The organism is Halobacillus sp. B23F22_5 (genome assembly GCF_043497085.1).
Lineage (GTDB): Bacteria > Bacillota > Bacilli > Bacillales > Halobacillaceae > Thalassobacillus.
The window spans coordinates 540,845-556,616 of record NZ_JBIEKI010000001.1 but is presented as its reverse complement, the minus strand read 5'-3'; the positions used below and the strand labels follow the sequence as shown (position 1 = coordinate 556,616).

General features: G+C 45.7%; 17 protein-coding genes. All 17 read right to left on the bottom strand.

Going from position 1 to position 15,772, the window contains the following annotated elements; all coding sequences use genetic code 11:
* Positions 1-461: 461 nt before the first annotated feature.
* On the bottom strand, positions 462-1,607 hold the full coding sequence (gene wecB, locus ACGTN9_RS02650; RefSeq protein ID WP_499590524.1) for a non-hydrolyzing UDP-N-acetylglucosamine 2-epimerase: 1,146 nt from the start codon (positions 1,605-1,607) through the stop codon (positions 462-464).
* Between the two features lie 25 nt (positions 1,608-1,632).
* Complete coding sequence (gene upp / locus ACGTN9_RS02645; protein ID WP_028784111.1) at positions 1,633-2,265, bottom strand: uracil phosphoribosyltransferase; 633 nt, start codon at positions 2,263-2,265, stop codon at positions 1,633-1,635.
* A 172-nt stretch (positions 2,266-2,437) separates the two neighbouring features.
* Positions 2,438-3,673: a serine hydroxymethyltransferase gene (gene glyA, locus ACGTN9_RS02640; RefSeq protein WP_499590247.1), complete on the bottom strand. Its 1,236-nt coding sequence runs from the start codon at positions 3,671-3,673 to the stop codon at positions 2,438-2,440.
* A 35-nt stretch (positions 3,674-3,708) separates the two neighbouring features.
* Positions 3,709-4,278: a TIGR01440 family protein gene (locus tag ACGTN9_RS02635; RefSeq protein ID WP_499590245.1), complete on the bottom strand. Its 570-nt coding sequence runs from the start codon at positions 4,276-4,278 to the stop codon at positions 3,709-3,711.
* A gap of 89 nt (positions 4,279-4,367) precedes the next feature.
* Positions 4,368-4,808, bottom strand: coding sequence for a ribose 5-phosphate isomerase B (gene rpiB, locus ACGTN9_RS02630; RefSeq protein ID WP_499590243.1), 441 nt, complete (start codon positions 4,806-4,808; stop codon positions 4,368-4,370).
* Between the two features lie 76 nt (positions 4,809-4,884).
* Complete coding sequence (locus ACGTN9_RS02625) at positions 4,885-5,511, bottom strand: low molecular weight protein arginine phosphatase (protein WP_499590241.1); 627 nt, start codon at positions 5,509-5,511, stop codon at positions 4,885-4,887.
* Between the two features lie 66 nt (positions 5,512-5,577).
* Positions 5,578-6,126, bottom strand: coding sequence for a manganese efflux pump MntP (locus ACGTN9_RS02620; protein ID WP_499590239.1), 549 nt, complete (start codon positions 6,124-6,126; stop codon positions 5,578-5,580).
* Positions 6,127-6,188: 62 nt separating this feature from the next.
* Entirely contained in the window at positions 6,189-7,226 is a 1,038-nt protein-coding gene (locus tag ACGTN9_RS02615) for an L-threonylcarbamoyladenylate synthase (protein ID WP_499590522.1), read from the bottom strand.
* Positions 7,227-7,439: 213 nt separating this feature from the next.
* The gene (locus ACGTN9_RS02610; RefSeq protein ID WP_499590237.1) at positions 7,440-7,850 is read right to left on the bottom strand and encodes a hypothetical protein; all 411 of its coding nucleotides are present in this window, start codon (positions 7,848-7,850) and stop codon (positions 7,440-7,442) included.
* Between the two features lie 57 nt (positions 7,851-7,907).
* Positions 7,908-8,525, bottom strand: coding sequence for a stage II sporulation protein R (gene spoIIR, locus ACGTN9_RS02605; RefSeq protein ID WP_499590235.1), 618 nt, complete (start codon positions 8,523-8,525; stop codon positions 7,908-7,910).
* Positions 8,526-9,116: 591 nt separating this feature from the next.
* Positions 9,117-10,004: a peptide chain release factor N(5)-glutamine methyltransferase gene (gene prmC / locus ACGTN9_RS02600; RefSeq protein WP_499590520.1), complete on the bottom strand. Its 888-nt coding sequence runs from the start codon at positions 10,002-10,004 to the stop codon at positions 9,117-9,119.
* A gap of 1 nt (position 10,005) precedes the next feature.
* Positions 10,006-11,076, bottom strand: coding sequence for a peptide chain release factor 1 (gene prfA / locus ACGTN9_RS02595; RefSeq protein WP_499590233.1), 1,071 nt, complete (start codon positions 11,074-11,076; stop codon positions 10,006-10,008).
* Positions 11,077-11,201: 125 nt separating this feature from the next.
* Positions 11,202-11,594 carry a hypothetical protein gene (locus tag ACGTN9_RS02590; RefSeq protein ID WP_499590231.1) on the bottom strand — a complete coding sequence of 131 codons (393 nt, stop codon included), beginning with the start codon at positions 11,592-11,594 and terminating at the stop codon, positions 11,202-11,204.
* 215 nt (positions 11,595-11,809) lie between these two features.
* Positions 11,810-12,424, bottom strand: a complete 615-nt coding sequence (locus ACGTN9_RS02585; protein ID WP_499590229.1) for a thymidine kinase — start codon at positions 12,422-12,424, stop codon at positions 11,810-11,812.
* A gap of 274 nt (positions 12,425-12,698) precedes the next feature.
* The gene (locus ACGTN9_RS02580; protein ID WP_028784124.1) at positions 12,699-12,944 is read right to left on the bottom strand and encodes a type B 50S ribosomal protein L31; all 246 of its coding nucleotides are present in this window, start codon (positions 12,942-12,944) and stop codon (positions 12,699-12,701) included.
* 137 nt (positions 12,945-13,081) lie between these two features.
* Positions 13,082-14,383, bottom strand: a complete 1,302-nt coding sequence (gene rho / locus ACGTN9_RS02575) for a transcription termination factor Rho (protein WP_499590226.1) — start codon at positions 14,381-14,383, stop codon at positions 13,082-13,084.
* Positions 14,384-14,748: 365 nt separating this feature from the next.
* A complete protein-coding gene (gene glpX, locus ACGTN9_RS02570; RefSeq protein WP_499590224.1) occupies positions 14,749-15,717 on the bottom strand; it encodes a class II fructose-bisphosphatase in 969 nt (322 codons plus the stop codon).
* Positions 15,718-15,772 lie beyond the last annotated feature (55 nt).

The following is a 15,772-nucleotide window of genomic DNA, read 5'->3' as shown; positions in this document are numbered from 1 at the left end:
AGGAGTCTCGCAATTTCCCGGACCTCCGTGCATTAATGAGAGTAACGGAAATATCATTATTTAGCCCATCTTCCTATAACAAAAGCTGATTAAAAAGGGCTTTTAGTGGACCATGAAGAAACCTTCATCTTTATGTAGCGGTCCGTTTATCTAAAATAGGATAGGGTGGCGGGGAAACGGTGAGACTCCCGTGGGAGAAGGGGGTAGGCGAGACCCCACAGGTCGTGAAACGACCGAGGAGGCTTGCCAGCTCCCCCACAGGAAAGCGAATCGTTTCCCAGCCGCCCCTTACTCCTGACTCGGCAACGGACCCGAAGTATCTCGAAATCAAGTCTTCGACTTTACGGTCCTATTGTTGAATAAAGCTCTTGGGAAAATCAGCAACAACGTTTAACAGAACCTTTCCACAAAAAGAGCCCTGCTCTCCTCATAAATGAGGCCAGCAGGGCTCTAACTGTATATTATAATGTAAATGGATCCGGTTTATCTTCACGTTGCTTGAAGAAATAGCGAATCGCTTCGGCAATACGGCTGGAAGCCTGTCCATCTCCATATGGATTCGAAGCTTTAGCCATCGCTTCATGTGCCTGATTATCAGACAACAATTCATTGGCAAGCTCAAAGATATGTTCTTCTTCGGTCCCTGCCAATTTCAGCGTCCCGGCTTCAATTCCTTCCGGCCGTTCTGTTGTATCGCGAAGTACTAATACCGGCACACCAAGGGAAGGTGCTTCTTCCTGGACACCGCCAGAATCCGTCAAGATCAAGTGGGCACGTGAGGCGAAATTATGAAAATCAATCACACCAAGTGGGTTGATCAATTGAATCCGGTCATCATTACCTAAGATACGTTCAGCGGTTTCTTGTACTACTGGGTTCAAATGAACAGGATAGACCACCTGGACATCGTCATGGGTTTCGACTAATCGCTTGATAGCCCGGAACATCTGCTCCATGTTATTGCCAAGGTTCTCACGACGGTGAGCTGTCATCAGGACAAGACGACGATCGCCAAGATTGTCAATCACATCATTTGAGTAATTATCATCAACGGTAGTTTTCAATGCATCAATTGCCGTATTTCCTGTTACAAAAATTTGCTCTGCCGGCTTATTTTCAGCCAACAGGTTGTCCCGTGATTTATTGGTGGGTGCAAAATGAAGATCAGCCATGACACCAGTCAGCTGACGGTTCATTTCTTCCGGGAATGGCGAGTACTTATTCCACGTCCTTAGCCCCGCTTCGACGTGACCGACAGGAATCTGGTTATAATAAGCCGCCAATGAAGCAGCAAATGTCGTGGTGGTATCCCCATGAACCAATACCATGTCAGGCTTGGTCTCTTTCATCACTTCGTCCAGACCTTCCATAGCCCGCGATGTAATTTGTGTTAATGTCTGGCGTTGCTTCATGATATCCAGATCATAATCTGGTGTGATATCAAAAATATCCAGCACCTGGTCAAGCATTTCCCGATGCTGTGCCGTAACCGTCACAATCGGATCAAATTGGTCTGTGCGTTTTTTTAATTCCAGAACCAACGGAGCCATCTTGATTGCTTCCGGCCGGGTTCCGAAAATCGTCATTACTTTAATCGGATTGGTCATAGCTGACACCTCTGTTTCTTCATGGTTATTTCGTTCCAAACAAGCGGTCGCCTGCATCTCCAAGACCAGGAACGATATAGCCTTTCTCGTTCAACTTTTCATCTAATGCCGCTAAGTAAATATCAACATCAGGATGTGCTTCCTGCACGGCTTCCACACCTTCTGGCGCTGCCACGATACACATCAGGCGGATTTGGCGGGCCCCACGTTTCTTTAAGGAATCGATGGCCGCATTCGCTGATCCCCCGGTCGCAAGCATCGGATCAAGTACGATCAATTCACGTTCTTCAATATCGCTAGGGAGCTTCACATAGTATTCAACAGGCTTTAATGTTTCTGGGTCACGGTATAAACCAACATGTCCTACCTTGGCAGCGGGGATCAATTGCAGCATCCCATCTACCATTCCAAGCCCTGCACGCAGGATAGGAACAAGACCGATTTTCTTACCACTCAACGCTTTTGCTTTCGCACCAGAAATAACTGGTGTATCTATTTCCACTTCTTCGAGCGGGAGGTCACGCGTAATTTCAAAGGCCATCAAAGCAGCTACTTCATCTACAAGCTCACGGAAATCCTTGGTACCTGTGCTTTCTTTCCGTATGTATGTCAACTTATGCTGGATTAACGGGTGATCCAATACGTACACTTTTCCCATTGCCGATCCACTCCTTTTAAAATTTTAATTGACAAATGTCATGAATTTTAAATTTTGCATCCTTCAAATTGTACATAATTATAGCTGTAACTGCAAGGCAAATCCGAATGTCGTGCTCCCCTTCTTGGACACACAAAAGTCCCGCTGCCATAAATGGAGCGGGACTTCTTTATTATTGATAAAGTGGGAATTGGCTGGTCAAACGAAGTACACGGTCAGCCGCTTCCTTCATTTTTGCTTCATCCTCATGATTCTTAAGCGTGAAAGCAATGATTTCAGCAATTTCATCCATTTCTTTTTCACCGAAGCCACGGGAAGTGACAGCCGCTGTACCGATTCGGATACCGCTGGTTACAAATGGGCTTTCAGGGTCAAATGGAATAGTATTCTTATTGGTAGTTACCCCAATATCATCCAGTGCTTTTTCAGCTACTTTTCCTGTCAGATTAAGCGGGCGGACATCCATGAGCAGTAAGTGGTTGTCCGTACCACCGGAAACGATGCGGACGCCGTGCTTCTGAAGGGATTCGGCGAGACGCTTGGCATTCTTGACGACTTGCTCGGAATAAGCCTTGAAATCTTCCTGCAATATTTCATAGAAGGAAACAGCTTTGGCAGCAATCACATGCATCAACGGACCGCCCTGCATGCCAGGGAATACGGTTTTATCGATCTTCTTCGCGAATTCCTCCTTGCAAAGAATCATGCCGCCACGCGGACCGCGCAGTGTTTTATGCGTCGTTGTGGTAACAAAATGGGCATGAGGTACAGGATTTGGATGATGACCTGTCGCAACCAGTCCGGCAATGTGCGCCATATCCACAAGCAAATAGGCATCTACTTCATCCGCAATTGCACGGAATTTAGCGAAATCAATCTTACGGGAATAAGCGCTGGCACCAGCTACTATCAATTTCGGTTTCAATTCTTTGGCACGTTCCAGTACAGCATCATAATCGATTTGTTCTGTTTCTTTATCCACACCATAATCTTCAAAATTGTAGAGTTTACCGCTGAAATTGACACCACTTCCATGAGTCAGGTGTCCACCGTGGTTCAAGTTCATACCAAGCACAGTGTCGCCAGGTTCAAGAACGGTAAAATAAACAGCCATATTTGCCTGAGCACCGGAGTGTGGCTGTACGTTGGCATGTTCCGCACCGAAGATTTTCTTCGCGCGGTCACGGGCCAGGTTCTCAACAACATCGACGTGTTCACAGCCGCCATAATAACGGCGTCCAGGGTAGCCTTCCGCATATTTATTCGTCAGCACAGAGCCCATCGCTTCCATGACTGCTTCAGAAACGAAGTTCTCTGATGCGATCAGTTCAATTTTTTCCTGCTGTCGCTTTCTTTCCGCTTCCATTGCCTCGAATACTTCCAGATCCCTTTGTTTGACTTGTTGCATGTTCAGTTCCCCTCTCTATTTCCATCAAAATTGATTTAATCACAATCTGCTTCCACTTGAGGTTTCTTATAAACCGCCCGTTCGCCGCCAATCAGACGCGGTCTGGTGCGCGCGGCTGTCAGGTGGGCTTCTCCGATTGATTTTTGACTGAACCGGAGCGGCACTGCCACCCGTTTTAAATGCATGCCGATCATCGTATCACCGATATCGATACCTGATTCGGCTTTGATTTCTTCCACTACGACTGGATCCTCCATATGGTTGAAGGCATAAGCAGCCATCGATCCTCCAGCCTTAGGCACTGGAATAGCCGATACTTGCTCATAGCCGCGTTTTTCCATGGTCTTCCGTTCCATTACAAGCGCACGATTCAAATGTTCACAACATTGAAAAACAAGTTCTACCCCTTCATTCTCCTTCAAATCCTGCAATTCTTCAAACAACACAGCAGCAATTTCTTCACTTCCGGAAGTGCCGATCCGCTCGCCAGCAATTTCACTGGTAGAGCATCCGATAACAAATTGTTCACCAGCCTTCAAATGACCGCTTGCAGACAATTCACTCACCAGATTCTGGACATCTTTCCGGATAGATTCCTTACTCATGATGCCTGGACACCTCCATTGAGGATTTTACTTGTAAAAAAGGAGAAGCGTATCCATAAGGCTTCTCCAACACTCTATTTTCTATTCTATTATTTATTTTCGTATTCGGCAATCTTTCCTACACGGTTGGCATGACGACCGCCTTCATAATCCGTAGATACCCAGGTACGGACGATTTCCGCTGCAAGCCCAGGACCAATGACACGCTCTCCCATGCATAGTACATTAGAATCGTTATGTTCTCGGGTCGCTTTTGCACTGAACAAATCATGGACAAGCGCCGCACGTACTGCTTTTACTTTGTTTGCGGAAATGGACATACCAATGCCTGTACCACAAATAAGGATGCCTTTATCGAACTCTCCACTTGCGACACGTTCAGCCGCTGGTAAAGCGTAATCGGGATAATCTACCGAACCCTCGCAGTCGCAGCCGATATCTTCATAAGGAATTTCCAGTTCATCTAATACCGCTGCTGCTTCTTTACGTAAGTTTGTTCCTCCATGGTCGGAGGCAAGGATAATTTTCATGCTGACACCACTCCTTCTTCTACTAACATGATTGTAACGTGTCAGCCACTTAAATGGAAGCAGTGAAATTTTACCTTCATTTGCCGTCCCGGTTCTCAGCATCTATCTTTTTTAATAGAAACGTAATGTGTTTATCTATTTCTTTCATCGTCTCCCTGTAAATAGTCACATCCCCGCCAAAAGGATCACTGATATCAAAGCTTGGCAGTTCATTTTCCAGCTTATGGATTTCTTCTAAATCCTCTTTCAATGCTTCATACAATTTTTGCTGCATCGTATCATCATCGTACTTTTTGCGATTGTCATTGATGAACTGAATCCGTTTCTCTTCAATTTCCGTGTATGCTTGTTTCAGCTTTTCCCAATCGGCCTTAGCCTGGTCACCGGTTACATATTCTTTTAAGGTAAAATATTTATCCTGCCACTGATCATATTGCATGGCCAGTGATTGTTTATGCTGCTCACTCATTGTCAAAACAAGATCTGCCCAGTCCAGCAGTTCTGGCGTGACAGGCTGCGATTGATGATTGACTTCGATCCCTTCTTCTTCCAATACCTGTCGGGCACCACCTGAAATGGGAGCGCCTTTTCCCGCGAATACACCCGCTGATTTTACATTTACGCTGTTGTTGTTCTTTTTCAGCAACGCTTCCGCCATTGGACTTCTGCATGTGTTGCCGGTACAGACGAAAAGTATATTCATTCCGGAACTCCTCCTTACTACGCCGTTTCTATTTTCCCATTTTACCATAGGAGGAGGTGAGACACATCAGAACAGCATGTTGAGTCCGATAGCACACAGGATACTTCCGCCTAATAGTTCACTATACACCCCGAGCAGTCCTTTCGCTTTTCGGCCGAGCATAAAACCTGTCCACGTCAAAATCATGCTCATGATCCCGAAAAGCAAGACAGCCATCAGTACACCGACTCCTGACAATCCGAGGCTCAAACCAGCAGAAAAGCTGTCGATGCTGACGCTGAAGGCAAACAAAATCACACCGAGACCGATCGGAGACTGGGGCTTCTTATCATCCCTAAAGGAGGAAAAGAACATATGGGCACCGATTCCGATCAACAGCATCCCACCTATTAACATGGTCATATGATTCAACGGCGCAGATACTAACTGGCCGATTATTATTCCGATAAAAGGCATAATTACGTGAAAAATGCCTACCAATAGTCCTAAGAAAAAGATTCGTTTCAACCGCATCCGCTGCATCCCCATGCCTAATGATACCGAAAATGCATCTAAACCGAGCGCAAACGCGAGTATTGATAAGGAAACGACTTCCCCAAGCCAAACGGACTCCATAGAAAAACCTCCCCGGACATGCTATCTCACTATATGCGGGGAGGTGCATCAATATGATTCAATTAAAATTGATTGAGTTTCTTGACAGCGGCCTTCTGCAGGCGGTTCATGATAGCTTCTCCATACCCTTCTTCAGCAAAAGCTTCACCAAGGATGATGTCGACATCCGCTTTTTTAAATTCACGGAGCGCGCTATACAAATGGACAGCGACTTCTTTCAGGTTATTACGCGACCCGCAGGCAATTACACGTCTTTGTGGTAATTGTTCAGCAAGTTCATTGCTGGCGATGATTCCAATCCGCTTCCCATCCTGCTCTAGATCACGGAGTTGGTCGATAAAAAATTCATCACTTCCATCCACAAGCCATAAAGGTGCTTCCGGGGCATAATGGGTATATTTCATGCCTGGTGACTTCGGCTTCTCTTCCGTTGAAGCAAGCGCAGGGTCTACCATGACAGCTCCGATGGCATCCTCAATCTGCTGTCTTGTTATTCCGCCCGGACGTAAAATGACCGGCATGTCACTTGTACAATCCACCACCGTCGACTCCAAGCCCACGCCGGTGGGCCCGCCATCGATCAACCCCGAAATCCGGCCATTCAAATCCTGATAGACGTGGTCGGCTGTCGTCGGGCTCGGTCTACCGGAGCGATTGGCACTCGGAGCAGCAAGCGGGACCTCGCTCGCTTTCAATAACGCAAGCGCCACCGGATGGTCAGGAATTCGGACGGCCACTGTCGATAATCCAGCCGTTACATTTTCGGCACAGGTCCCGTTACTTTCCAGGACAATGGTCAACGGTCCAGGCATGAAGGCAGCCATCATTTTTTTCGCCGATTCCGGGATGTGGGTAACCAGTTTTTCCACCTGAGTAGAATCGGCTACGTGGACAATCAGCGGATTATCCGAAGGACGTCCTTTCGCTTCAAAAATACGATGGACTGCCTGCTCGCTTGTTGCGTCTGCCCCCAGCCCATATACCGTTTCTGTCGGAAACGCAACAACCTCCTGTTGATGCAGGAGGTATGCCGCTTGATTTATTTCATCTATATGCGTTTCTACACGCATCGGATTAATATTCCATACGTTCGTTTTCATAGACATAACTACTAATGCTCCTTCACATATCTTCTATTTTTATTATGCGACGAGAGCGTTGATGAAGCAAGTATCGGAGTTAAACACAAGTTATTAACAACTTACACACAAGTCTATTGTTACAAAATCCCGATATTTTACGTTTTACATTCACTTTTACACAATAAGTCATCGTTATCCACAGCACTTACCCACAGAAGTGAATAACTTTAGTTAATTTACTTGGTAAACCCAAACCTTTTCTGTGGATAACTGTTCGTTTGTGGGTAACTCCTGTGGTGCAGCGTTTTTAAAATCAAAATGCTGCAGTAATGTGTCCAACTGTTCGGAATGGCTAATGACTACCACCGAGGAAATATTAGATTGATGGATATCTTCTAAAATTGTTTGAAAAATAACTAATAGTAATTCCGGGGTAGCCTGGCTGAATAATGTCAGTTGTTTCAATTGCACCACACTTTTCTCTACAGGATGCAACAGGTAACTGCCCAGCAGCATTTGCCCTTCCTGGATTAAATAACCGTTTGTCAACATTTCCTCCTGATCCCAGGCGACATTCGCCGGATAGTTATACTTATTTTTTAATAGTTTCCAATGTTTTTCTTCTAATTTAATAATTTCCATAACAAAAACACACTCCTTTTCTATCACTAATCTATGAAAAGAAGTGTGCTTGATATGCTAAGAAAATAGATTTTTTATGGAATTCCAGATTTTCACCAGGAAAAAGTCTACTTCAACTTCCTGGGAAGCCGGTTGTGCAGTCGTATCCTGACCAGCTTCAGCAGCAGAGGCTGTGGTAGTACCATTAGCGAAGTCCAGGAAACATAATGGGGGGAACAAGACGCACCACCAGTTGTCGCCTTTTCCGGCACCAAGCGTAATCAAAATCGCTTCGTAGGTTCCTGCTGGATATATATAGTTCCCATATAACTTTGTAGGAAAATCCACCTGCTCGTCATACTTTACTTGATACGCTTGATTTACGTTTGCGTTTTCCAACGTTTCGGCGACGATTTTTTCTACCTCGCTAATTCTTCGTTCAATCAATTGACGCGCCGTCTCGATCGAGGTCAATTTTTCGACCCATGTTGTAATTTCGGCATTGACCTTGTCACGCACTTCCCGTTTCAACTCCTGATCGTCTTCCCCATTGCTGTTAGCAAGAATCCGTAATCGGATCGCTTCATCAGGAATGACTTGATAATCAGGTCCGGTGGTTGCTGCTCCTGTCGTCGTAATCGGTGAAGCTACTATAATAATAGAAATAATCAATAAGGTTATCAGTGCTTTTTTCATTGTCCTACCCCTTTTCTGTAAATCTTATGTTCTCAAGTATGGGCAGGACATTTTGATTTTAAACTCTTAATCTATTATTTTTCTGTTCAACAATAGGACCATAAAGTCGAAGACTTGATTTCGAGATGTTTATCTGATTAACGGTCCGGTGGGGAACGACTCCCTTTCCGCGGGCATGCGTTGAGCCTCCTCAGACTTCGTCTTCCGGGGTCTCACCTGTCATTTTCATCCCGCAGGAGTCTCGTCGTTCCCCACCGGACCTGGCTATAAAAGTTTCTTGAAATCTAGTTTTTTACGCCCACCATATACACGATGGTAAAAATAACGTACAAATAACCATGGTAGCGGATCTTTTCGGAATAGCTCCCATTATAATCAATAAGATGGTTTCGTTATTCCATACAAGGTAATGAGGTCTTGGAAATGGCGAGACTCCTGCGGGAAAGGATAGACTGGCAAGACCCCACAGAGCTTTAGCTCGAGGAGGCTTGCCGTCTTCCCCGCGGAAAGCGAGCTATTTTCAAGACCACATTTTCTCTAATTAAAAGTAACGAAACTAATGCTCAGCAAGTGGGTGCTTTGACTGGAAAATTAAGACTGAGATTTAACAGATGTTTCAGAATAGGCAAATACCATCCTTGGGTTGCCGTTGATATCCGAACGAACCTCCGCGTGATAGCCTGGGAGCTCTGTTTCAATGATCGCCTTGACTGCCTCCCCTTGTCGATGACCAATTTCAAAAGCTATCAGCATGGGGCGGAGATGATAACTTTTTATCTGGCGGACAATCGTATGGTACGCTGCCAGTCCTTCATCGCCAGCAAATAATGCCAGGTGCGGGTCAAACTGGACGACGGTATCGGAGAGTGTTTCCAGCTCGTCATTAGCTATATACGGCGGATTCGATACAACGATATCGATCGCTTCTCCCGCAACTGGAGCAAGAAAGTCTCCTTGATAAAACTTCACTTTGGCACCCAGTTGATGGGCGTTATGGGTTGCTGTTTCCAATGCTTGTGAGGAAATGTCCGTCGCATATACATCCAGGTTTTCCAATTCTAATGACAAAGTGCACGCAATTGCCCCACTTCCTGTACCGAGATCGACAACTTTCAGGTATTCAGAATTCAGTCCCTGCTTATCGATGAACCGTAAAACTCCTTCCACCAGTTCTTCTGTTTCTGGTCTTGGTACAAGGACATCAGCATTTACAGCGAACCGACGGCCATAAAATTCCGCTTCTCCAATCAAATGCTGCACAGGAACTCCTGTCTCCGTATGTTTATAAATATCCGCAACGAAGGCATCCTTTTTTTCATTGGGAAAAGAATCACGGCCATAAGCCATCAACTGTGTGTAGCTCATATCGAGATGGTGTTCAAGCAGCCAGTCGGCAACACCAGGTTCCCGCTGATGTTCTTTTAAAAAAAGAGAAGCCCACTGACGGGCTTCCTGAATAGTCGTAAATGATTGTTCCATGTTATTCACCAATCTGCTCCAATTTTTTCGTTTGCTCTTCAACGATCAATGCGTCAAGGATTTCTTCAAGCTTACCTTCTAAAATCTGATCGAGCTTCTGGATAGTCAAACCGATACGGTGATCGGTGACACGGCTTTGAGGGAAATTGTAGGTGCGGATCCGTTCAGAGCGGTCTCCGGAACCAACAGCGGACTTACGATTCTCATCATACTCCGCCTGCGCTTCCTGTTGGAATTTATCATAAATACGGGCACGAAGCACCTTCATCGCTTTTTCTTTGTTCTTGATCTGAGACTTTTCATCCTGACAAGAGACGACGACCCCTGTCGGCTCATGTGTAAGTCGAACAGCAGACATGGTCGTGTTAACGCTTTGCCCGCCAGGACCACTTGATGCGAATGTGTCGACACGAATGTCTTTATCATGGATGTCTACTTCTACTTCTTCCGCTTCCGGAAGTACTGCTACAGTTGCCGTGGAGGTATGGATCCGGCCGCCTGACTCCGTTTCCGGCACACGCTGGACACGGTGAGCGCCGTTTTCATACTTCAACTTTGAGAATGCTCCCTGGCCATTGACCATGAAGATGACCTCTTTATAGCCACCTACATCATTTTGATGGGATTCGATGACCTCTATTTTCCACCCTTGCGTTTCCGCATAGCGTGTATACATCCGGAACAAGTCACCCGCAAATAAAGCAGCTTCATCACCGCCGGCTGCACCACGGACTTCCATGATGACGTTTTTATCATCATTCGGATCCTTCGGCAGCATCAGGTATTTCAACCGTTCTTCCAGCTCTTCTTTCTGAGTGCTCAGTTCATCGATCTCTTCTTTAACCATGTCCTGCATCTCATCATCCAGGTTATCCTTCAGCATCACTTTAGCGTCGTTTAATTGGGTGCTGACATCTTTGTATTCCCGGTATGCCTGAACGGTTTCTTCGAGATCAGACTGCTCTTTCGAATATTCTCGTAATTTATTCGGATCACTGATGACCTCAGGATCACTGAGGAGTTCATTCAATTTTTCATATCGATCTTCAAGGGATTGCAAACGTTCTAACATGTAGATCCACCTCTTTCTCTATAACAGTCTAATTATATTATAGAGACTTGGGAGTTACAAGATGACGGGCAAAAGTAAAAAAAGAAAGGCAGCTGTGCTCCAGCCGCCCTGATAACCGAATCCCCTCATCGAACCCTTACTTTGATGTCATAGCGGGGAACCGCCCGGTAAATCGCCTGCTCAATCTGCTGTTCCCAGTCCTGTCTGTCTCCATCTGATAAACGGTCATTATCGACATTTGCCGTCACACGTACGAGCGGACCTTCCAGTATGATACGCTCGACTTCAACTCCCGGCACGCTCTCAGCAGCCGATTTGATTTTTTCGCGATCCTGCTTTAACCCCCAGCTGTCACCGACATTATTGATCATACGCGGATTATCGATCTGGCTGCCTTTTTCTTCAGGATTCTGGGTGTTCATCAAGCCTTCGCCTGCTTGATCCTGATCCCCTACACCACCGCATGCTGCGAGGAGAATCGCTGCAAATATCATTATCGCTGTCGCCTGGTATTTCATATTTTCCCACTCCTTGCGCTTTTTTCTTAGGATGTCCCTAACAGAGAAAAATATGAATCAGGCAGGGAGCGCTGGTTATTAGTTATTTTCTTAATTTTAAGCTATTTTGGCTAAATTTCTATTTTAAATTACCGAATATATGGCTGACAAAAATAATTCTAATCAAAAAGCACCAAAAACGGGTAGGTTTTTGATGCTTTAGTCAGCTTCATTATTCAATTGGATATCTTGGTTTTCAGCTGCGATTGCCTGGGCTTATTAGGCACGTCATGATGATGACGGCAACGCGGCTCGTAGGATTCTGAAGCTCCGACAAGAATGATCGGATCATCGTATGAGGCTGGTTTTCCGTCAATCAGACGCTGGGTACGACTCGCTGGTGAACCACAAACCGGACAGATAGCGTTCAATTTTGTCACCATTTCACTCAGTGCCATCAAGTCCGGCATACAGCCAAACGGCACGCCACGAAAGTCGGTATCCAGACCGGCAACAATGACGCGGATCCCTTTATCGGCAAGCTCCTCCACGACATCTACGACTTCCTCATCAAAAAACTGAACTTCATCTATTCCAACAATATCAATGGTATCATCGACGGCTGCTAAAATATCCTTCGAGTGCTCCACAGGACGGGCGAGCACGGAAGTTCCATTATGGGATACAATCGCATCCTCCGAATATCGATCATCGATAAGCGGTTTAAACACCCGGACGGACAAATTACCATATGTAGCACGACGGACACGACGTATCAATTCTTCGGACTTCCCACTGAACATACTCCCACAAATCACTTCTACCCAACCGCTTTGCTTCATCACATACACGTTGTTAGTCGCTCCCTTCCCGAATCTCCATCTATAACAGACATGGTAAAAAAACAGAAGAAGGGAACTGCCGGCAGGACAGCGACAGTCCCCTTTTCATCTCTTGTTCGTATTAGAAAAAATCCGGCCTACCTTTTGGCAAAAGCCTCTGCTTTTCTTATACTTTATTCCTTTAACACAGTTAATCTATCTTGAAGTGCAAAAAAACAGGCAAAGTTAGACGATTTGCCTGTTTTTCGCAGAAATTCGTATATCCAGTATGATATGACGAATATTACTTAATGTTGTATTTTTTCTTAAAGCGATCGACACGGCCGCCTTCTTTATCAGCTTTTTGCTTACCTGTGTAGAACGGGTGAGAAGCTGAGCTGATTTCTACGCGGATCAATGGGTATGTGTTGCCATCTTCCCATTCAATAGTTTCGTCAGATCCCTGTGTGGAACCACTTAGAAACTTGTAATCAGAACTTGTGTCTAGAAATACGACTTTGCGGTATTCTGGATGAATGCCGTTTTTCATGTTCTTCCACTCCTTTTTGCCCTGAATCCTTTGGAAACAGAGTTATTGTAAGAGCCGTATCAGGCAGAACCTGCCCTGTCTCGAAACTCACATAGAATGATTATAACAGGGGCATTTTTGCATTGCAAGAACTTGTTTTATTTTCCCTGGGGCTGAGCTCTTCTGCCGGTCGACTTGCCTTTCATTTCTTTATCCATGATATCGAAAAACTCTTCGTTATTTTTCGATGCTTTCAATCTGCGCATGAAACGCTCCGCGAAATCCGGGGTGTCAGATAATGCTTTGCGAATCGCCCACATTTTTTCCAAATGTGTTTTAGGAAGCAGCAGCTCTTCTTTCCGTGTGCCGGAACGAAGCACGTCGATAGCCGGGAAAATACGGCGCTGTGCCAGGCTGCGGTCCAGATGAAGCTCCATGTTACCTGTTCCTTTGAACTCTTCATAAATGACATCATCCATCCGTGAACCGGTATCGACAAGAGCGGTAGCCAAAATCGTAAAGCTTCCACCTTCTTCGATATTACGAGCGGCACCGAAGAATCGTTTCGGACGGTGGAATGCTGCCGGGTCGATTCCTCCGGACAGAGTACGTCCGCTAGGGGGAATGACCAGGTTGTAAGCACGGGCAAGCCTTGTGATACTGTCCATCAGTACAATAACATCACGCTTTTGCTCCACCAGGCGCATGGCACGTTCCAATACGAGCTCGGAAACTTTGATATGGTTTTCAGGTACTTCATCAAACGTCGAACTGACAACGTCTACATCTGGAGCAACCGATCGTTCGATATCCGTAACTTCTTCCGGTCGTTCATCAACAAGCAGGATGATCAATTTCGCCTCAGGATGGTTCAGAGAAACGCTGTGTGCAATCTCTTTAAGCAGCATCGTTTTCCCGGCCTTCGGCGGTGCTACAATCAAACCACGCTGTCCGAAGCCTACCGGCGCCATCAGATCCATCACCCTGGTGGAAATGTTTTTGCTTTTCGTTTCCAGCTTCATCATCCGGTCCGGATAGAGCGGAGTCAAGGCTGGGAAGTGAACACGCTCTTTCGCGGTTTCCGGGTCTTCCCCGTTGACCGCATCGACATGAAGCAGCCCGTAATAACGTTCGTTTTCCTTTGGAGGACGTACTTTCCCCGAGACCTTATCTCCATTCCTCAAGTCAAAACGACGGATTTGGGATGCAGAAATGTAGATATCTTCCGCGCTAGGGGAGTAATTGATCGGTCGTAAGAAACCGAATCCTTCAGATGGTATGATTTCCAGGATTCCATCCATGAATAAATATCCACCTTTTTCCGCCTGGGCTTTCAGAATGGCGAAAATCAGTTCCCGTTTTGTCAGTTTTGCATAATAAGATACTTTAAATTGCCGTGCTAATGCGTATAAATCTTTCAGGGTTAACGTTTCTAAATGAGATATTGTCAATTCAGCCACAAAATCACCACACTATTATATTTTTGTTACTTGGTTCCGTCTGCCGTCTTTAAGCCCTGTACCGCTATCTATCTGCTAAAGAGTAAATATATAAACAGGAGGGGACAGCAAGAAAATTGGCAAAGTATGCTATTCTTTTTCGAAAGAACATTTTTTGAAGTGATAGAAGAAATTCTCGAAGCTAATTTTGAGAAGCTTACAGAGGTTTTTCACTATTTAAGGGTTGTTTAAACTTTAACCATTTTAACTCTTTTCCATGAAACTATTCAATATAAAACTCAAAAAAAATCAGATCTATCTTTAAAATGCTTATTTTTCGGCTTAAATAAGGGAAAAGGAAGCCGTTATGACGGCTCCCTTGCCTATTAAGGTTTGATTACTAGATTCGGTTTCTTTTTCAAACTGTGATCCCCATCGATGAAACGGACAGTACCTGATTTTGCGCGCATGACGATCGTCTGTGTCGTTGCTTTCGTGCCTTTGAATTGTACACCTTGCAACAGTTCGCCGTCCGTTACGCCGGTGGCAGCAAAGATCGCGTCATCTCCGGAACAAAAATCGTCCATATAAAGAACTTTGTTGATGTCTTCGATTCCCATGCTTTTACAGCGTTCCAGCTCTTCATCATTGGCTGGAAGCAGCTTACCCTGGATTTCTCCACCAAGACATTTCAACGCCGCAGCAGCAAGTACCCCCTCCGGAGCACCGCCTGAACCAAACAGAATATCGACACCAGTATGATCGAACGCTGTATTGATGGCTGCAGCCACGTCTCCATCAGGAATCAGCTTAATCCTTGCGCCAGCGGCACGAATTTCTTCAATGATCCCTTCATGGCGCTTCCGGTTCAACACGATGGCTACCACATCTTCTACATCTTTGTTCTTCGCTTCCGCTACTGCCTTCAGGTTGTCGGCAATCGAGGCATTGATATCCACTTTGCCCACCGCTTCCGGTCCGACAGCGATTTTATCCATGTACATATCCGGTGCATGAAGCAGGGCACCATGATCAGCAATCGCAATGACAGCTAACGCATTCCATGTCCCCTGTGCCACAATGTTCGTCCCTTCTAACGGGTCGACCGCAACGTCGACACGAGGGCCGTAGCCATTGCCGAGCTTCTCTCCAATGTAAAGCATCGGCGCTTCATCCATTTCCCCTTCACCGATAACGACGGTACCTTTCATCGGGATGGTATCAAAGACATCGCGCATGGCAGATGTTGCTGCATCATCCGCTTCCTCTTTTTTCCCTCTTCCCATCCATCGTGCAGATTTAAGTGCCGCCGCTTCAGTGACACGTACCAATTCCATTGTCAAACTTCTTTCCATGGTATTTCCTCTCCATTCATATCTGAATTTTTCCCCATCTCCATGGAAACTAAGA

Bases quoted from the DNA above. Each gene is read 5' to 3' on its own strand.
- rpiB (WP_499590243.1), bottom strand. From the start codon at position 4,808: ATGAAAATTATCCTTGCCTCCGACCATGGAGGAACAAACTTACGTAAA.
- ACGTN9_RS02610 (WP_499590237.1), bottom strand. From the start codon at position 7,850: ATGGAAATTATTAAATTAGAAGAAAAACATTGGAAACTATTAAAAAAT.
- prmC (WP_499590520.1), bottom strand. From the start codon at position 10,004: ATGGAACAATCATTTACGACTATTCAGGAAGCCCGTCAGTGGGCTTCT.
- ACGTN9_RS02625 (WP_499590241.1), bottom strand. From the start codon at position 5,511: ATGAATATACTTTTCGTCTGTACCGGCAACACATGCAGAAGTCCAATG.
- ACGTN9_RS02635 (WP_499590245.1), bottom strand. From the start codon at position 4,278: ATGAGTAAGGAATCTATCCGGAAAGATGTCCAGAATCTGGTGAGTGAA.
- ACGTN9_RS02620 (WP_499590239.1), bottom strand. From the start codon at position 6,126: ATGGAGTCCGTTTGGCTTGGGGAAGTCGTTTCCTTATCAATACTCGCG.
- ACGTN9_RS02590 (WP_499590231.1), bottom strand. From the start codon at position 11,594: ATGAAATACCAGGCGACAGCGATAATGATATTTGCAGCGATTCTCCTC.
- prfA (WP_499590233.1), bottom strand. From the start codon at position 11,076: ATGTTAGAACGTTTGCAATCCCTTGAAGATCGATATGAAAAATTGAAT.
- spoIIR (WP_499590235.1), bottom strand. From the start codon at position 8,525: ATGAAAAAAGCACTGATAACCTTATTGATTATTTCTATTATTATAGTA.
- glyA (WP_499590247.1), bottom strand. From the start codon at position 3,673: ATGCAACAAGTCAAACAAAGGGATCTGGAAGTATTCGAGGCAATGGAA.
- upp (WP_028784111.1), bottom strand. From the start codon at position 2,265: ATGGGAAAAGTGTACGTATTGGATCACCCGTTAATCCAGCATAAGTTG.
- wecB (WP_499590524.1), bottom strand. From the start codon at position 1,607: ATGACCAATCCGATTAAAGTAATGACGATTTTCGGAACCCGGCCGGAA.
- ACGTN9_RS02615 (WP_499590522.1), bottom strand. From the start codon at position 7,226: ATGAAAACGAACGTATGGAATATTAATCCGATGCGTGTAGAAACGCAT.
- glpX (WP_499590224.1), bottom strand. From the start codon at position 15,717: ATGGAAAGAAGTTTGACAATGGAATTGGTACGTGTCACTGAAGCGGCG.
- ACGTN9_RS02580 (WP_028784124.1), bottom strand. From the start codon at position 12,944: ATGAAAAACGGCATTCATCCAGAATACCGCAAAGTCGTATTTCTAGAC.